The organism is Pseudomonas sp. G3-39 (genome assembly GCF_054790485.1).
Genome location: NZ_CP186497.1, coordinates 616,659 through 631,550 on the forward strand (window position 1 = coordinate 616,659; position 14,892 = coordinate 631,550).

At 60.1% G+C, this 14,892-nt stretch carries 13 protein-coding genes; 2 read left to right on the forward strand and 11 right to left on the reverse strand.

The genetic code is table 11. The features are described from left to right. Window positions 1-23: 23 nt before the first annotated feature. On the reverse strand, window positions 24-620 hold the full coding sequence (locus ACOYXG_RS02715) for a MarC family protein (RefSeq protein ID WP_027613585.1): 597 nt from the start codon (window positions 618-620) through the stop codon (window positions 24-26). A gap of 256 nt (window positions 621-876) precedes the next feature. Between ACOYXG_RS02715 and ACOYXG_RS02720 the strand changes: the two genes are divergently transcribed. Next, window positions 877-1,662: a hypothetical protein gene (locus ACOYXG_RS02720; protein ID WP_027613586.1), complete on the forward strand. Its 786-nt coding sequence runs from the start codon at window positions 877-879 to the stop codon at window positions 1,660-1,662. Next, the gene (locus ACOYXG_RS02725) at window positions 1,643-2,437 is read left to right on the forward strand and encodes a hypothetical protein (RefSeq protein ID WP_414888938.1); all 795 of its coding nucleotides are present in this window, start codon (window positions 1,643-1,645) and stop codon (window positions 2,435-2,437) included. Before ACOYXG_RS02720 ends, ACOYXG_RS02725 begins: the two co-directional genes overlap by 20 nt. A gap of 30 nt (window positions 2,438-2,467) precedes the next feature. On the opposite strand, the gene ACOYXG_RS02730 is transcribed toward ACOYXG_RS02725, so the two are convergent. The 10 genes from ACOYXG_RS02730 to aroQ all read right to left on the reverse strand — a co-directional run bounded on the left by ACOYXG_RS02730 (window position 2,468) and on the right by aroQ (window position 14,682). Beyond that, a complete protein-coding gene (locus ACOYXG_RS02730) occupies window positions 2,468-5,242 on the reverse strand; it encodes a hybrid sensor histidine kinase/response regulator (protein ID WP_460355774.1) in 2,775 nt (924 codons plus the stop codon). A gap of 99 nt (window positions 5,243-5,341) precedes the next feature. Beyond that, window positions 5,342-6,637 carry a phosphoribosylamine--glycine ligase gene (purD, locus tag ACOYXG_RS02735; protein WP_003221269.1) on the reverse strand — a complete coding sequence of 432 codons (1,296 nt, stop codon included), beginning with the start codon at window positions 6,635-6,637 and terminating at the stop codon, window positions 5,342-5,344. A 149-nt stretch (window positions 6,638-6,786) separates the two neighbouring features. Then, the gene (gene purH / locus ACOYXG_RS02740; protein ID WP_460355777.1) at window positions 6,787-8,394 is read right to left on the reverse strand and encodes a bifunctional phosphoribosylaminoimidazolecarboxamide formyltransferase/IMP cyclohydrolase; all 1,608 of its coding nucleotides are present in this window, start codon (window positions 8,392-8,394) and stop codon (window positions 6,787-6,789) included. Window positions 8,395-8,476: 82 nt separating this feature from the next. Continuing rightward, window positions 8,477-8,797, reverse strand: coding sequence for a DNA-binding transcriptional regulator Fis (gene fis, locus ACOYXG_RS02745; RefSeq protein ID WP_003221275.1), 321 nt, complete (start codon window positions 8,795-8,797; stop codon window positions 8,477-8,479). Then, a complete protein-coding gene (dusB, locus tag ACOYXG_RS02750; protein ID WP_007961945.1) occupies window positions 8,794-9,804 on the reverse strand; it encodes a tRNA dihydrouridine synthase DusB in 1,011 nt (336 codons plus the stop codon). Before dusB ends, fis begins: the two co-directional genes overlap by 4 nt. Window positions 9,805-9,989: 185 nt before the next feature. Beyond that, on the reverse strand, window positions 9,990-11,264 hold the full coding sequence (locus ACOYXG_RS02755) for a DUF3426 domain-containing protein (RefSeq protein WP_460355782.1): 1,275 nt from the start codon (window positions 11,262-11,264) through the stop codon (window positions 9,990-9,992). A 30-nt stretch (window positions 11,265-11,294) separates the two neighbouring features. Next, window positions 11,295-12,173, reverse strand: coding sequence for a 50S ribosomal protein L11 methyltransferase (gene prmA, locus ACOYXG_RS02760; protein WP_027613592.1), 879 nt, complete (start codon window positions 12,171-12,173; stop codon window positions 11,295-11,297). Between the two features lie 170 nt (window positions 12,174-12,343). Then, on the reverse strand, window positions 12,344-13,702 hold the full coding sequence (gene accC / locus ACOYXG_RS02765; RefSeq protein ID WP_007961940.1) for an acetyl-CoA carboxylase biotin carboxylase subunit: 1,359 nt from the start codon (window positions 13,700-13,702) through the stop codon (window positions 12,344-12,346). Window positions 13,703-13,719: 17 nt separating this feature from the next. Beyond that, on the reverse strand, window positions 13,720-14,181 hold the full coding sequence (gene accB / locus ACOYXG_RS02770) for an acetyl-CoA carboxylase biotin carboxyl carrier protein (RefSeq protein WP_027613594.1): 462 nt from the start codon (window positions 14,179-14,181) through the stop codon (window positions 13,720-13,722). Window positions 14,182-14,229: 48 nt separating this feature from the next. Continuing rightward, on the reverse strand, window positions 14,230-14,682 hold the full coding sequence (aroQ, locus tag ACOYXG_RS02775) for a type II 3-dehydroquinate dehydratase (RefSeq protein ID WP_025111759.1): 453 nt from the start codon (window positions 14,680-14,682) through the stop codon (window positions 14,230-14,232). Between the last annotated feature and the right edge of the window lie 210 nt (window positions 14,683-14,892).

The following is a 14,892-nucleotide window of genomic DNA, read 5'->3' on the forward strand; positions in this document are numbered from 1 at the left end:
TTTCCTCCGCAGCCCTTTTTCGTTCAGGACACCAGATAGCCCTTGATCCCGGTAAAGATGATCTGCGCCGCCAGTGCGCAGACGAAAAGGCCCATCAGCCGGCTGACGATCTGCAGGCCCTGATCACCGAGCACCCGTTCGATGTGATTGGACAGATACAGCACCACCCCTACGGTGAAACTGGCCAGAGTGATGCTCATGATCGCGGTCAGTTTGTCGTCCCAGTGTGGTTGGCTGACGCCCATCACCAGCAGCGCACCGATGGTGCCCGGGCCGACGGTCAGCGGAATGGTCAGCGGGACGATCGTCACGTCCTGTTGCACGTTGTCACTCTGCACCACAGGCTTGCCTTGGGCCATGCCCAATGCCGAGATGAACAGCACGCTGCCGGCACCGATGCGGAATGCGTCCGCAGTGATCCCGAATACATCGAAAATCACCCGCCCGAACAGATAAAGCAGGACGCTGGAGATCAGAGTGGCGATCGCCACTTTCCAGGCCAGGCGCCGCTGTTCCTTGCGCGAGTAGCCACGAGTCAGGCTGATGAAGCAGGACAACACGAAGAACGGGCTGTAGAGCACCAGCATCTTCAGGTAAACGCTGAATAACACGTGGAGCATGAGGGCGACTCGCATCCGGAGAGTGATGACGGCGAGTCTATCAGTCGGTTAGTTGCTTGTGTGTGCAGAAGATTCTGCGCGAGGCAGTCGGTTTTTCGTTTTTTGTTTGATAGTTGTTTTGTGTGATGTTGTTAGTTGCATCTTGATTGCTGGATAAGATGTTACAGATTTGAGTTTGTAGTGCTGGGCTTGTTTGTTTATTGTTTTCTTGCAAGTTCAAGAGGGGCTTGCCTACTAATTAATAAGGACTTTTATTGTGCATGGTCAAATCGTTAATGAGCTTTATATCTCTTCCTGTATTAACGCGATTGAAGCCTGTGATGTGGGTGCGCCGGTTATTCGCTCTCGTGGCCTGTTGGCTGTAGGGGACGAAATCGAGGCACCGTCGAAAGGCTCTGTTGTCGGCGAAGTCACAATGGGTTTTTCTGGCAAACTTTCGGATCAGAACAAGTCGGATGCCCAGAACGCTCTTCTGTTCGCTACACGTGCAGCGAACAAGCTATACCCCGAAGAGCATCAGGGCCGAGAGTGGTATAAGCGGTTCCGTGAGGTGATGACCCTCGCTGGCTGGACGCCTGTCGATCAGTACTACAATGACCTCAGTATCGAAGGCACGAGTGTGCGGATGGACAAGCTGGTACTGGAGATTCTGGGTTCCGTGCTGGCTAATGTTGCACTGCCAGGGCCAACCAGCGTTCTGATGCTGAAGGTCGCGGGTGATGCAATCTCGGCCCTGCAAAAACGGGACACTGCTGCGTTGACCGCTTATGAGCGAAATTTGCTGGACCACGGCGTGGGCGGCATCTCGACCGGAGCGTGTGTCGAACTCGACGGTGAGGCAATCATGGCGCTGGGAACGGTGCGTTTTCTGCGCAAGAACACCTCTACCAAAGTGATGTTCGTGGATGTCGATGTTCGTAATGTAAGTTTGTATCGAGCTCAAACTTTCTTTGCCAAAAACACCGACGTCGCCAACGCAGTGCGTGAGACGATCAAGAAAAAGCTGGTGGGTATCGATCAGATTGAAGATATTGATATCTGATAAATCGAAAAAAGCAGTCGAAGGTCGACTGCTTTTTTTTGGGGGCGATTATATGAATTGCAAATATTCCGTTTTGATCGTTGCGGGTGCCGTTGTAATGATTCCGCCGGCAGACAAACCGGAACGCTATCAGGATTTAATAAACTCTCTGTTGTTGGCGCAACTGGCGGCTAACAAGAAACTTGAGAAAGATCCGGGTATTGCCTGGTATGACGTCTACATGGAATTTCTGGACAAATATTGGCTGCGACATTTCAGAGCACGGTTGGATCTGTCCGTCGCACAGGGTAACAGCGTGTCTGTCGTTGACTGGGTGGTCGCTCCTGAGTTCGGGGGTGCTGTGGAGCAATGTGGCGTTGCAAACGCAGTCATGCGTCGACTGGCAGCACTTTCCGCAAGCGAGCCGGCACTAGAGCTGCTGCGTGGTTACATGCAGAAAGGCGCCAGCGATGCATCGACGGATCAGTCAGATGTTTCCAGAATCATACGGCTGTTGGTGGTCGTGGCGCACTCGCCGATGTCGATGAGCAGCGTCTACATCGAATTTGCGACTGGACGGATTCTCGCTGACAACCCTTTGGCCGAGCTATTCCAGGCTGAGGATATTCGCGGCAGTGTTTGCAGACGCTCTGCCAGTGCCAATTTGTCCGAAACGCTCTATGGGCCGGTTCGCGCAGCCATCGCCCTGAAAGTCCAGGACAGGCTTGAAGCTAACGTGGCGTTGTTGAGGCTGAATGAAGACGTTCCAGCCGAAGAGAACGGCGCAGCCGATTGAGTCACGCTCGAACTGGCGTGGTACCCCTGCTTAAAAGGTCGAGGCCGTACGGTTCTGCTGATCGCGCTGGGCTACCCAGTGTTCGATCAGCTCGCGCAGTTGCGACAGCTCCACCGGTTTGGCCATGTGGCCATCCATCCCGGCCTGACGCGCGCGTTCCTTGTGTTCGGCGAGGATGTGCGCGGTCAGCGCGACAATCGGCGTGCGTATACGCTGATTGCTGACCTCCCACGCCCGTAGCTGCTGGGTCGCCGAGAAGCCATCGAGGATCGGCATTTCGCAGTCCATCAGCACCAGATCGTAACGCTGGGCCTTCATCGCCTGCAGGGCCTCTTCGCCATTGCTGGCGGTGTCTGGTTGCAGGTTGAGTTTGCCGAGCATGCCGCGAATCACTTTGGTCGAAATCGTGTTGTCTTCGGCGACGAGAATGCGGAAATCGCTCGGCACCTTGGCCGCCGTCGCGGGAGTGACCACTTGCGGCTGGAACACTACCTGACCTTTATTGCGCTGGTTCAACTCGTCGGCCAGCGTGGTCTTGAGCGTATAGCCGGCCACCGGTTTGGCGAGGATGCGTTTGATCCCGGAGTTGCGCGCGATGATCTTGCTCGGCGCGTTACTGATGCCGGTGAGCATGATCAACAGGATGTCGTGATTGAGGCTCGGGTCTTCCTTGATCTTGGCCGCCAGTTGCATGCCGGTCATGCCGGGCATGTTCTGGTCCAGCAGCACCACATCGAAGTAGTCGCGCAGGTGCGCCTTGGTGCGCAGCAGCGCCAGCGCTTCCTTGCCCGATGGCACGGCGCTGACGTTCAGACCCCAGGCGCTGCATTGCTGCACCAGCACTTTGCGGCAGGTATCGTTGTCGTCCACCACCAGCACGCGCGCACCTTGCAACGGGCCGTCGAGGTCGGAGGTCGGGTGTTCCAGACGATCCGGGTCCAGTGGCAGGGTCAGCCACAAGGTGCTGCCCTGATTGGCGCCGCTCTTGATCCCGAACTCGCCGTGCATCAGGCGGATCAGTTGCCGCGCAATCACCAGCCCGAGGTTGCCACCCAGACGGTTGGCCGAGAGGAAGTGTTTGCTGTGCAGTTCGGCGTGCATCAGCGCATCGCGCTCCTCCGGTTCCATCGGCTGACCACTGTCCTGCACGGCGATGCGCAGGCGCGGTTTGACGCTGCGCTCGTCGAGGGCGACGACGATCAGCACTTCGCCTTCGTCGGTTTTCTTCAGGGCGTTTTCCAGCAGGCTCAGCAGGGTCTGGCGCAAGCGGGTCGGGTCGCCGCTGATCACGCGCGGCACTTGCGGCTGGATGAAGCTGATCAGCTCGACGTTCTGCTGTTCGGCCTTGGCCCGGTAGATGCTCAGGCAGTCGTCGATCAGCGCGTTGAGGTCGAACTGCACATCGTCCAGTTCAATCTGTCCGGATTCGAGCTTGGAAATGTCGAGAATCTCGTTGATCAACGTCAGCAGTTCGTTGCCGGCACTGTGGATGGTTTGCACGTAATCGCGTTGCTTGACCGACAGTGGCGTGCCCAGCAGCAGCTCGGTCATGCCCAGCACGCCGTTCATCGGGGTGCGGATTTCGTGGCTGATCTTGGCGAGGAATTCGGCTTTGGCGTTGATCTCGGCATTGCTCGCGGCAAGATCGCGGCTGATGCTGAACCGGCTTTCGGTGATGCTCCGCTGGCGTTCACCCAAGGCGATGCTCATCAGCAAGCCACTGATGCAGATGAAACCCATCAGGGTCATGATCAGGCCTTGCGGCGCCACCAGGGTCAGCCCCAGCAGGGCCGGCAAAATAATCAGCGTACCGATGTTGAACACCACCATCCCGGCAACGAACAGCCGCGCCGGGCGATAACCTTTTTGCCAGTGATAGAAGCCGACCAGCAACATGCTCAGACCGGCCAGCGCCACCAGCGCGTAGGTGATGATGTTCAGCGGCAGGGTGTTGACGAATAACAGCAGCAGGCTGCAGATCACGATGAACAGAATGTCGCCCAGCAACAGTTTGTTCAGCGGGTGCGGGCCGAGTGGGGCGAAGAAGCGCAGGGCGAACATCAGCCCGGCCGGGGCGGTCAGCAGCAACGCCAGATAGGCGCCCGGGGTCTGGATCGCGTGCCAGTTCGGCAACCACGGGCCGGCGAGGTTGAGCAACAGCAACAGACTCAGGCCCAGCAGTCCTTCGCAGACCGCCAGCCACAGGCTGCTGCGCGAGCGGGAGTAGGCGTAGCGCACAAGATTGTGCAGCAGCAACATGCCGAGGCAGCCGAACAGCAGACCGAAGATCAGCGTCTGGTTCTGGTTGGCGGCACTCATCACCGCCGATTGCAGGGTGATGTGCGGGCGCAGCTGATGGTCGGAAACCATCCGCAGATAAACATCGAGGGATTTGTCGCTCTGCGGCAAGGGCAGCAGAAAATCGCTGCTCGGCAGCGGCCGTTCGACTTGTGGCTGCTGGGTGCCGGAGGTGCGTTGTTCGATCAGCTTGTCGCCGTCGAGCACGTAGAGACTGAGGTTGGACAGGTCGGGGGCAAAGATCCGCAGCACTTGTTCGTGCTTGCCCGGCGCCAGTTTGAAGCGCAGCCACAGTGCGCCATCGGGCTCAGCCGCCGTGAGGCGATCAAGTTCGATGGGGCTGAATTGATTGGTGTAGCGAGCCGAGCGGATGTCGCTCAGTTGCAGATTGCCCTGATCGTCAAGCAATACCGACCAGCCACTGCCTTGCGCGGCCTGGGCCGGGAGCATGCAGAGCAAGGTCAGCAACGTGACGGTGAAACTTATGGCAATCCTGAGCCAGCGCACGGCGAAATCCCTTCGTAGGTTGATGCCAGAATATAACGATGCGCGGCGGCGGAACAGCCCGGCGAGGGACTGCATCCCGCGCCGGACGTGAAGGACAGCTTATTCCTGCGTTTCGCCACGTTCACGGGCAATGGCGCGGTAGCCAATGTCCTTGCGGTAGAAGCAACCTTCCCAGTCGATGGCGGCGGCCAGCTTGTAGGCTTGCTGCTGCGCTTCGCTCACGCTGGCGCCCATGGCGGTGGCGCAGAGTACGCGACCACCGGCCGTTACCACGTTGCCATCCTTCAGCGCCGTACCGGCGTGGAAGACTTTGCCTTCCAGGCCTGCGGCTGCGTCCAGGCCGTTGATCGCCGCACCCTTGGCGTAGTCGCCCGGGTAGCCGCCAGCGGCCAGTACGATGCCGACGCTCGGACGCGGATCCCACTGTGCTTCAACCTTGTCCAGCGCTTGCGCCAGAGCGGCTTCGACCAGCAGCACCAGGCTCGACTGCAGACGCAGCATCACCGGTTGGGTTTCCGGGTCGCCGAAGCGGCAGTTGAATTCGATGACTTTCGGGTTGCCGGCCTTGTCGATCATCAGACCGGCGTACAGGAAACCAGTGTAGACGTTGCCTTCTTCGGCCATGCCGCGCACGGTCGGCCAGATCACCTGGTCCATCACACGCTGGTGCACGTCGGCGGTGACCACCGGGGCAGGGGAGTAGGCACCCATGCCGCCGGTGTTCGGGCCGCTGTCGCCGTCGCCAACACGTTTGTGGTCCTGGCTGGTGGCCATCGGCAGCACGTTCTTGCCGTCGACCATGACGATGAACGAGGCTTCTTCGCCGTCGAGGAATTCTTCGATCACCACGCGCGAACCGGCGTCGCCGAAGGCGTTGCCGGCGAGCATGTCGCGCACGGCGTCTTCGGCTTCGGCCAGGGTCATGGCAACGATCACGCCTTTACCGGCGGCCAGGCCATCGGCCTTGATCACGATCGGTGCGCCTTTTTCACGCAGGTAAGCCAGGGCCGGCTCGATCTCGGTGAAGTTCTGGTAGTCGGCGGTCGGAATCTTGTGGCGCGCGAGGAAATCCTTGGTGAAGGCTTTAGAGCCTTCCAGCTGTGCAGCGCCGGCGGTCGGGCCGAAGCAGTCCAGGCCACGGGAGCGGAACAGATCGACCACGCCGGCCACCAGCGGCACTTCCGGGCCGACGATGGTCAGGGAAACGTTTTTCTCGGCGAAGTCGGCCAGTTGCTCAAGGGCCAGCACGTCGATGGCGACGTTCTCGCACTTGGCTTCAATCGCGGTACCGGCGTTGCCCGGCGCGACGAAAACCTTCTGCACGCGCGGATCCTGAGCCACTTTCCAGGCCAGGGCGTGTTCACGGCCACCGCTGCCAATGATCAAAACATTCATTTCAAAAACCTCAAAAATCTGTCAGGCGCTGCTGGAGCGCTTTATGTGGGAGCGGGCTTGCTCGCGAAAGCGGTGTGTCAGGCAAAACGGCTGTTGCTGACAGATTGCATTCGCGAGCAAGCCCGCTCCCACATTTGGATCGGGTTGTATCAGTGACGGAAGTGGCGCATGCCGGTGAATACCATGGCGATACCGGCTTCGTCAGCTGCAGCGATCACTTCAGCGTCACGCATCGAGCCGCCTGGCTGGATCACTGCAGTGATGCCAACCTTGGCCGCGTTGTCCAGACCGTCGCGGAACGGGAAGAACGCGTCCGAGGCCATCACCGAACCGGCCACTTGCAGACCGGCGTGCTCAGCCTTGATCGCGGCGATACGCGCGGAGTTTACGCGGCTCATCTGGCCGGCGCCGACACCGATGGTCTGACGGTTCTTGGCGTAGACGATGGCGTTGGACTTGACGTACTTGGCGACTTTCCAGGCGAAGATCAGGTCGTGGATTTCCTGTTCGGTCGGTGCGCGCTGGGTCACCACTTTCAGGTCGTCGGTGCCGATCATACCGATGTCGCGGCTCTGCACCAGCAGGCCACCGTTGACGCGCTTGTAGTCCCAGGCCGGAACGCGATCCGCCGACCACTCGCCGCAGGCCAGCAGGCGCACGTTGGCTTTGGCCGCCACAACAGCACGGGCTTCTGCGCTGACGCTTGGAGCAATGATCACTTCCACGAACTGACGCTCGACGATCGCCTTGGCGGTCTCGGCATCCAGTTCACGGTTGAAGGCGATGATGCCGCCGAAGGCCGACTCGGTGTCGGTGGCGTAGGCCAGTTCGTAGGCCTGACGGATGCCGCCCTCGGCGTCCGGGCTCACGGCCACGCCGCACGGGTTGGCATGCTTGACGATCACGCAGGCCGGCTTGACGAAGCTCTTCACGCATTCCAGCGCGGCGTCGGTGTCGGCCACGTTGTTGTACGACAGCTCTTTGCCTTGCAGTTGGGTCGCGGTGGCGATGCCGACTTCAGCAGGCTTGGCTTCCACGTAGAACGCCGCGCTCTGGTGCGGGTTCTCGCCGTAGCGCATTTCCTGGGCCTTGATGAACTGGCTGTTGAAGGTGCGCGGGAATTCGCTGCGACCTTCGGTGCTCAGTACGTCGGCAGCCTGATTCACGGTGCCCATGTAGTTGGCGATCATGCCGTCGTAGGCGGCGGTGTGTTCGAACGCCTTGAGCATCAGGTCGAAACGCTGAGCGTAGGTCAGGCCGCCGGCCTTGAGGTTTTGCAGAACGTTGGCGTAATCGCTGGCATTCACCACGATCGCCACGTCTTTATGGTTTTTCGCTGCCGAACGAACCATGGTCGGGCCACCGATGTCGATGTTCTCGATCGCAGTCGGCAGGTCGCAGCCGGGCTTGTTGATGGTGGCTTCGAACGGGTACAGGTTGACCGCAACCAGGTCGATCGGCTTGATGCCGTGCTCGTTCATGATTGCATCGTCGATACCGCGACGACCGAGGATCCCGCCGTGGATTTTCGGGTGCAGGGTTTTCACCCGACCGTCCATCATTTCCGCGAAACCGGTGTAATCCGCGACTTCCACTGCGGCAACACCGTTGTCGCGCAGCAGCTTGAACGTCCCGCCGGTGGAGAGGATCTCGACGCCGAGGGCTTCAAGCTCCTTGGCGAATTCGAGGATCCCGGTCTTGTCGGAAACGCTGATCAAGGCGCGGCGGATCGGCAGGCGGGTAGTCTGGTCGGTCATCTCAATTTCCATCAAAAGCAAAGGAAGTCAGCAAAAAAGGCGACCGGTTTTACGCGGGCGCCTTTCTGGTTTGATTGAATGCTTACAGCAGATCGTACTGCTTGAGTTTCTTGCGCAGCGTGCCGCGGTTGAGTCCGAGCAGCTCGCTGGCCTTGGTCTGATTGCCCTTGACGTAGTTCATCACGCTTTCGAGCAGGGGAGCCTCGACTTCGGAGAGCACCAGGTTGTACACATCCGTGACGGACGCGCCCTCAAGGTGGGCGAAATAATTGTGCAGCGCCTTCTCGACACTCCCGCGAAGGGTCTGACCTTCTTCGCTCGGGGTATTGAGGTGCTGTTTCAAATTCACGTTGTCGCTCACGGGTGCTGTTCCACTCACTAAAGTCTCGGTCATCATCGTCATGCGGCCACCCCTTCTTCGTCCCCTGTCAGGCTCTTGTAACGCTCGGCGAAGAACTCCCGAACGTTGGCGCATTGTGTTTCCGTACCATCCAAACGATTGAAGTGGGCGCGAAACTCCCTGGCGCCCGGCAAGGTTGCGAGATACCAGCCCACATGCTTGCGGGCAATACGGACGCCCATCACATCCCCATAGAAGGCGTGAAGTGCGGCCAGATGCTCCAGCAGGATGCGTTCCACTTCGCTCAGCTCCGGCGCCGGCAATTTCTCGCCGGTACGCAGGAAGTGTTCGATCTCGCGAAAAATCCATGGCCGCCCCTGGGCAGCCCGGCCTATCAGCAGGCCATCGGCACCGGTCGCGTCAAGCACGTAACGGGCCTTTTCCGGCGAATCGATATCGCCATTGGCAAACACCGGGATCGACACCGCCTGCTTGATCGCGGCAATCGTGTCGTACTCGGCTTCGCCGGTGTACAGATCGGCGCGCGTGCGGCCATGCACGGCCAGCGCGGTGATCCCGGCCTGCTCGGCGATCTTCGCCACAGTCAGGCCGTTCTTGTTGTCGCGATCCCATCCGGTGCGGATCTTCAGGGTCACCGGCACATCCACTGCAGCGACGACGGCCTGCAGGATCTCGGTCACCAGTGCTTCGTCTTTCAATAACGCGGAACCGGCGGCCTTGTTGCAGACCTTCTTTGCCGGGCAACCCATGTTGATATCAATAATCTGTGCGCCCAGTTCGACGTTGGCCCGTGCCGCGTCCGCCAGCATCTGCGCATCGCCACCGGCAATCTGCACCGAGCGTGGCTCGGGATCGCCTTCGTGGATCATGCGCATGCGCGACTTGCGGGTATTCCACAGGCTCATGTCACTGGTGACCATTTCCGAGACTACAAGCCCTGCGCCCAAACGCTTGCACAGCTGACGAAAGGGCTGGTCGGTGACGCCCGCCATCGGGGCGAGAATCAAACCGTTCTGCAATGTATATGGGCCGATGCGTACCGCCGACATAGGACTTCCCTGAAGTGGGGCCGGATCATGAGAGTTCGAAAAAGGGTTGGCATGATACCCGCTCTCGATGACTGGATAAAGGCTGAATTGAACAAAATCTGAACAGTTATTCTGTTATTACCAGCGGTTTGGTAAGCGCGGGCGAAGTCAGAAAACTGCCGTCAAACCTGAAGCGATGAAGCGATTCACTCGGGCGAGTGGAAACTCAGGCTGTAATTCACCGCTTTGGGGCCTGGATCAAGGATATCCAGCGCGATGTGGATTGGGGTTTGCGGCGGCATTTCCGCCATGCCCTCAAGGTCGCCGTTGAGGTATTCGCCGGGTTTGAAGCGACGACTGGCGATCAGATGACCGTTGAGGTCAGCGAAGCGCAGCTCCAGCAACGGAAATGGCTGGGAGAACGTCGCGCGGTTGTAGATGATCGCATCCACCACCAGCGCCCCGCTGAATTCCGGATGGCTGCGCACCACCAGATTGCTGCTTTTGATTTTGCCGATGTCGACCTTGGACGGCACCGTGCAGCCGATCTGCGGGCAGAACTGCTGAAACCATGGGCGGTACTGATCCTGCCGCGCCAGTTCATCGAAGTGATAGGCAATGTACTGGCCGGCCAGACCGGCGGCAGCTAGCAGCACCAGCAAAGCCCAGAGCAGACGCCGGCCCCAGGGCGAACGGCGTTTCTGCCAGTCCAGTTGCAGCGGGTCGTCGGTCAGGTCCTGCAACACTTCGGCGCGTTGACGTTTTTTGCGCAGCGGTTCGACCGATGGCAAGTCGTCATCGTCCGGCTCGACGTTGGCCGACAGGCGTTCACGACGGGCATTCGGATCGATCGGGTCGTGCAGGCGCAGTTGCGGGATCGGCGGTTCATCGTCCAGATCCACCGGCTCCAGCGACAGGGAAGGCTCGGTGCGCGCGGTGTTTACCGGTTCCGGTTCGACGGCATCTGGCTCGACGTCATCTTCGGGCTCGGGCAGACGTTCATCGTCGCGTGCGCTGAACAGGCTGTCGCGCCACTCCGTTTCATCGGCTTCAGGACTGTCGCGCCGGGCGCTCAGGGACTCTTCGCGCTGACGACCGAATTCGGTGGTCGGCTGGATTTCCCGTTGTTCGAGGCGGGCGAGTTCTTCGTCCAGATCGAGGCTGTCCAGGTCCAGCTCGCTGGCGCTCCATTGCTTTTGGCTGAGGGCGCGCGGCGCGGGCGGTTCGTCATTGACGGGGGCTTCGACCACTGGCGGCGGCTCGCTGACCACTGCCTGAGACGGTGCTGGCTGGACAATGGACGGCGCCACCGGAGTGACCGCTTCCTTGCCGGCGTGTTGTTCCAGCAGCTGTTTGGCGGCGTTGAACACTTGCAGGCAGGAGCCACAGCGAACCACCCCGCGGGCCACGCTCAACTGAGCATGGCTGACGCGGAAGCTGGTTTGGCAATGCGGGCACTGGGTGACGAAGCTGTCGGTCATGCGGCGATCCGGTTTATGCAGGCGGTCATTCTAGCGCCGACGGCCGGTGATACGCACCCAGCCATCGCGATTGGCGATCGGGTCCAGATCAAAGTCCTGCGCATAGGCGGCAGCGACTTCTTCACCTTGTTCGGCGAGGATGCCTGACAGTGCCAGACGACCGCCGGTTTTCACCAGGCCGGACAGCTGCGGCGCCAGGGAAACCAGCGGGCCGGCCAGAATGTTGGCCACCAGCACGTCGGCTTTGACCTGCGGCAAATCTTCCGGCAGGTACAGCGGGAACAGCTCGTCGGCAATATTGTTGCGCCCGGCGTTGTCGCGCGAGGCTTCCAGCGCCTGCACGTCGATGTCGGTGCCGACGGCTTCTTTCGCGCCGAGCAGCAGGGCGGCGATCGCCAGAATTCCCGAGCCGCAGCCGAAGTCCAGGACGTTGCAGTCTTTCAGGTCCTGACCGTCGAGCCATTCCAGGCACAGGGCGGTGGTCGGGTGGGTGCCGGTGCCGAACGCCAGGCCCGGATCCAGCAACAGATTGACCGCGTCAGGCTCGGGCGCGGCGTGCCAGCTCGGCACGATCCACAGGCGCTGACCGAAACGCATTGGCTGGAAGCCGTCCATCCAGCTGCGTTCCCAGTCCTGGTCTTCGATGACTTCGCTGTGATGCTCGGGCAGCGGACTGCCGGTCAGCAGTTCCAGATGCGCGAGCACCGGCGCAGGCTCGGTGCCGCCCTCAAACAGGGCCAGCAGGTGCGTGTGCGCCCACAGTGGGGTGGTGTTGAGTTCCGGCTCGAAGATCGGCTGATCTTCGGCGTCCATGAAGGTCACCGAAACGGCGCCGACTTCAAGGAAAGCGTCTTCGTAGGTTTCGGCTTGTTCCGGGCTGATGGCGAGACGTACTTGCAGCCAAGGCATGGCGGGCACCTTTGAAAAAATATGATTGCAGCCTAGCGGCCAGCGAGAAGCGCGCAAGTTTACGCGAGCGCGCAGGGTTTGTGGGAGCTGCATTGCACCCACGGGGGATTTGAAAACTGTAGAAACAACAAAGCCGCCCGAAGGCGGCCTTGTCTGTGCGGGCTTGAAGCTTAGTGCTTCTCGCCTGCCAGCTTGTGCTCGAGGTAGTGAATGTTCACGCCCCCTTTGCAGAAGCCTTCGTCGCGGGTCAGATCACGGTGCAGCGGGATGTTGGTCTTGATCCCGTCAACCACGATCTCGTCCAGGGCATTACGCATGCGCGCCATGGCTTCGTCGCGGGTGGCGCCGTAAGTGATCAGCTTGCCGATCAGCGAGTCGTAGTTCGGCGGAACTGCATAACCGCTGTACAGGTGCGAATCGACGCGAACGCCGTTGCCGCCTGGGGCGTGGAAATGCTTGACCGTGCCCGGGCTCGGCATGAAGGTTTTCGGGTCTTCAGCGTTGATCCGGCACTCCAGCGAGTGACCGCGGATCACCACGTCATCCTGAGTGAACGACAGCTTGTTGCCAGCGGCGATGCTGAGCATCTCCTTGACGATGTCGATACCGGTGACCATTTCCGAAACCGGGTGCTCCACCTGAACACGGGTGTTCATTTCGATGAAGTAGAAACGACCGTTCTCGTACAGGAACTCGAACGTGCCGGCGCCACGGTAGCCGATGTCGATGCACGCCTTGACGCAGCGAGCCAGAACTTCCTGGCGCGCCTGCTCGTCGATGCCCGGTGCCGGCGCTTCTTCGAGAACCTTCTGGTGACGGCGTTGCAGCGAGCAATCGCGGTCGCCCAGATGGATGGCGTGACCCTGGCCGTCGGACAGTACCTGAACTTCGACGTGACGCGGGTTGGTCAGGAATTTTTCCAGATAGACCATCGGGTTGCCGAACGCCGCGCCAGCTTCGGAGCGGGTCAGTTTCGCCGAGGCGATCAGGTCTTCTTCCTTGTGCACCACGCGCATGCCGCGACCACCGCCGCCGCCAGCGGCTTTGATGATCACCGGGTAGCCGACTTCACGACCGATGCGCAGCGCCGTTTCTTCGTCTTCCGGCAGCGGGCCGTCGGAACCTGGAACGGTAGGCACGCCTGCTTCGATCATCGCGTGCTTGGCCGATACCTTGTCGCCCATCAGGCGAATGGTTTCGGCTTTCGGGCCGATGAAGGCGAAGCCGGAATTCTCGACCTGCTCGGCAAAATCGGCGTTTTCCGCGAGGAAACCGTAGCCTGGGTGAATGGCGGTAGCGCCAGTCACTTCAGCGGCAGCGATGATGGCCGGGATGTGCAGGTAGGACTGAGCGGCAGAAGCCGGGCCGATGCAGACGGACTCGTCTGCCAGACCCAGGTGCATCAGCTCTTTGTCGGCCTTGGAGTAAACGGCGACGGTCTTGATGCCCATCTCTTTGCAGGCACGCAGAATCCGCAGGGCGATCTCACCGCGGTTAGCGATCAGAACTTTTTCCAACTTCGCAGTCATCAAAGGCTCTCCGCAGTTCAAACGATGGTGAACAGCGGTTGGTCGTACTCAACCGGCTGGCCGTCTTCGACGAGGATGGATTCGATCACACCGCTGGTTTCAGCTTCGATGTGGTTCATCATCTTCATGGCTTCGACGATGCACAGGGTGTCGCCTTTCTTCACGGTCTGGCCGACTTCAACGAAGGCTGGCGAGGTTGGCGAAGATTTACGGTAGAAGGTGCCTACCATTGGCGAGCGGGCCACGGTGCCGTTCAGTGCAGGAGCAGCAGCGGCAGCCGGAGCGGCAGCAGCCACTGGAGCAGCGGCGGCAGGCGCAGCGGCCGGAGCCTGCATCGGCGCCGGAGCGTAGTACTGCTGAGCCGGGGTCTTGCTGTGACGGCTGATGCGTACGGACTCTTCGCCTTCCTTGATCTCGAGCTCGTCGATGCCGGACTCTTCCAGCAATTCGATCAGTTTCTTAACTTTACGGATATCCATGAATCATCAACTCCCAAGGGTCGGTCAGGGGCGTTTAACGCTTGTGGTTCAAGTCGTTGCCTGTGTTTCAAGCTGTTCTAGTGCGGCCTCCAGGGCCAGTCGGTAACCGCTGGCGCCAAGGCCGCAGATCACTCCCACCGCTACATCGGAGAAGTAAGAGTGATGGCGGAAAGGTTCGCGCTTGTGCACGTTGGACAAATGCACTTCGATGAATGGGATGCTCACTCCCAGCAGCGCGTCACGTAATGCGACGCTTGTGTGCGTAAAAGCTGCTGGATTGATCAGAATGAAATCGACACCCTCACCGCGAGCGGCGTGGATGCGGTCGATCAATTCGTACTCGGCATTGCTTTGCAGGTGCAGCAGATGATGGCCGGCTTCACGGGCGCGGCGCTCCAGATCCTGATTGATCTGCGCCAGGGTCGTTGACCCATAGGTGCCCGGTTCGCGGGTGCCGAGCAGGTTCAGGTTGGGGCCGTGCAGCACCAGTAGCGTCGCCATCTGCGTGTTCCTTGTTATGAATGAGCAGTCGTCAGAACCCGGCGACTATGCCGCAAAGGCTTTGTGACTGTCCAGTTCTCTGCAATAGCCAGCACGATGACCGATGTTTGCGCGAAATTTGTGACTGAGTGATTTGATCCGGTCATTTGTGGGGGCAGGAATACCGCCTTCGCGAGCAAGCCCGCTCCCACAGGGGTACGCATTCCAATG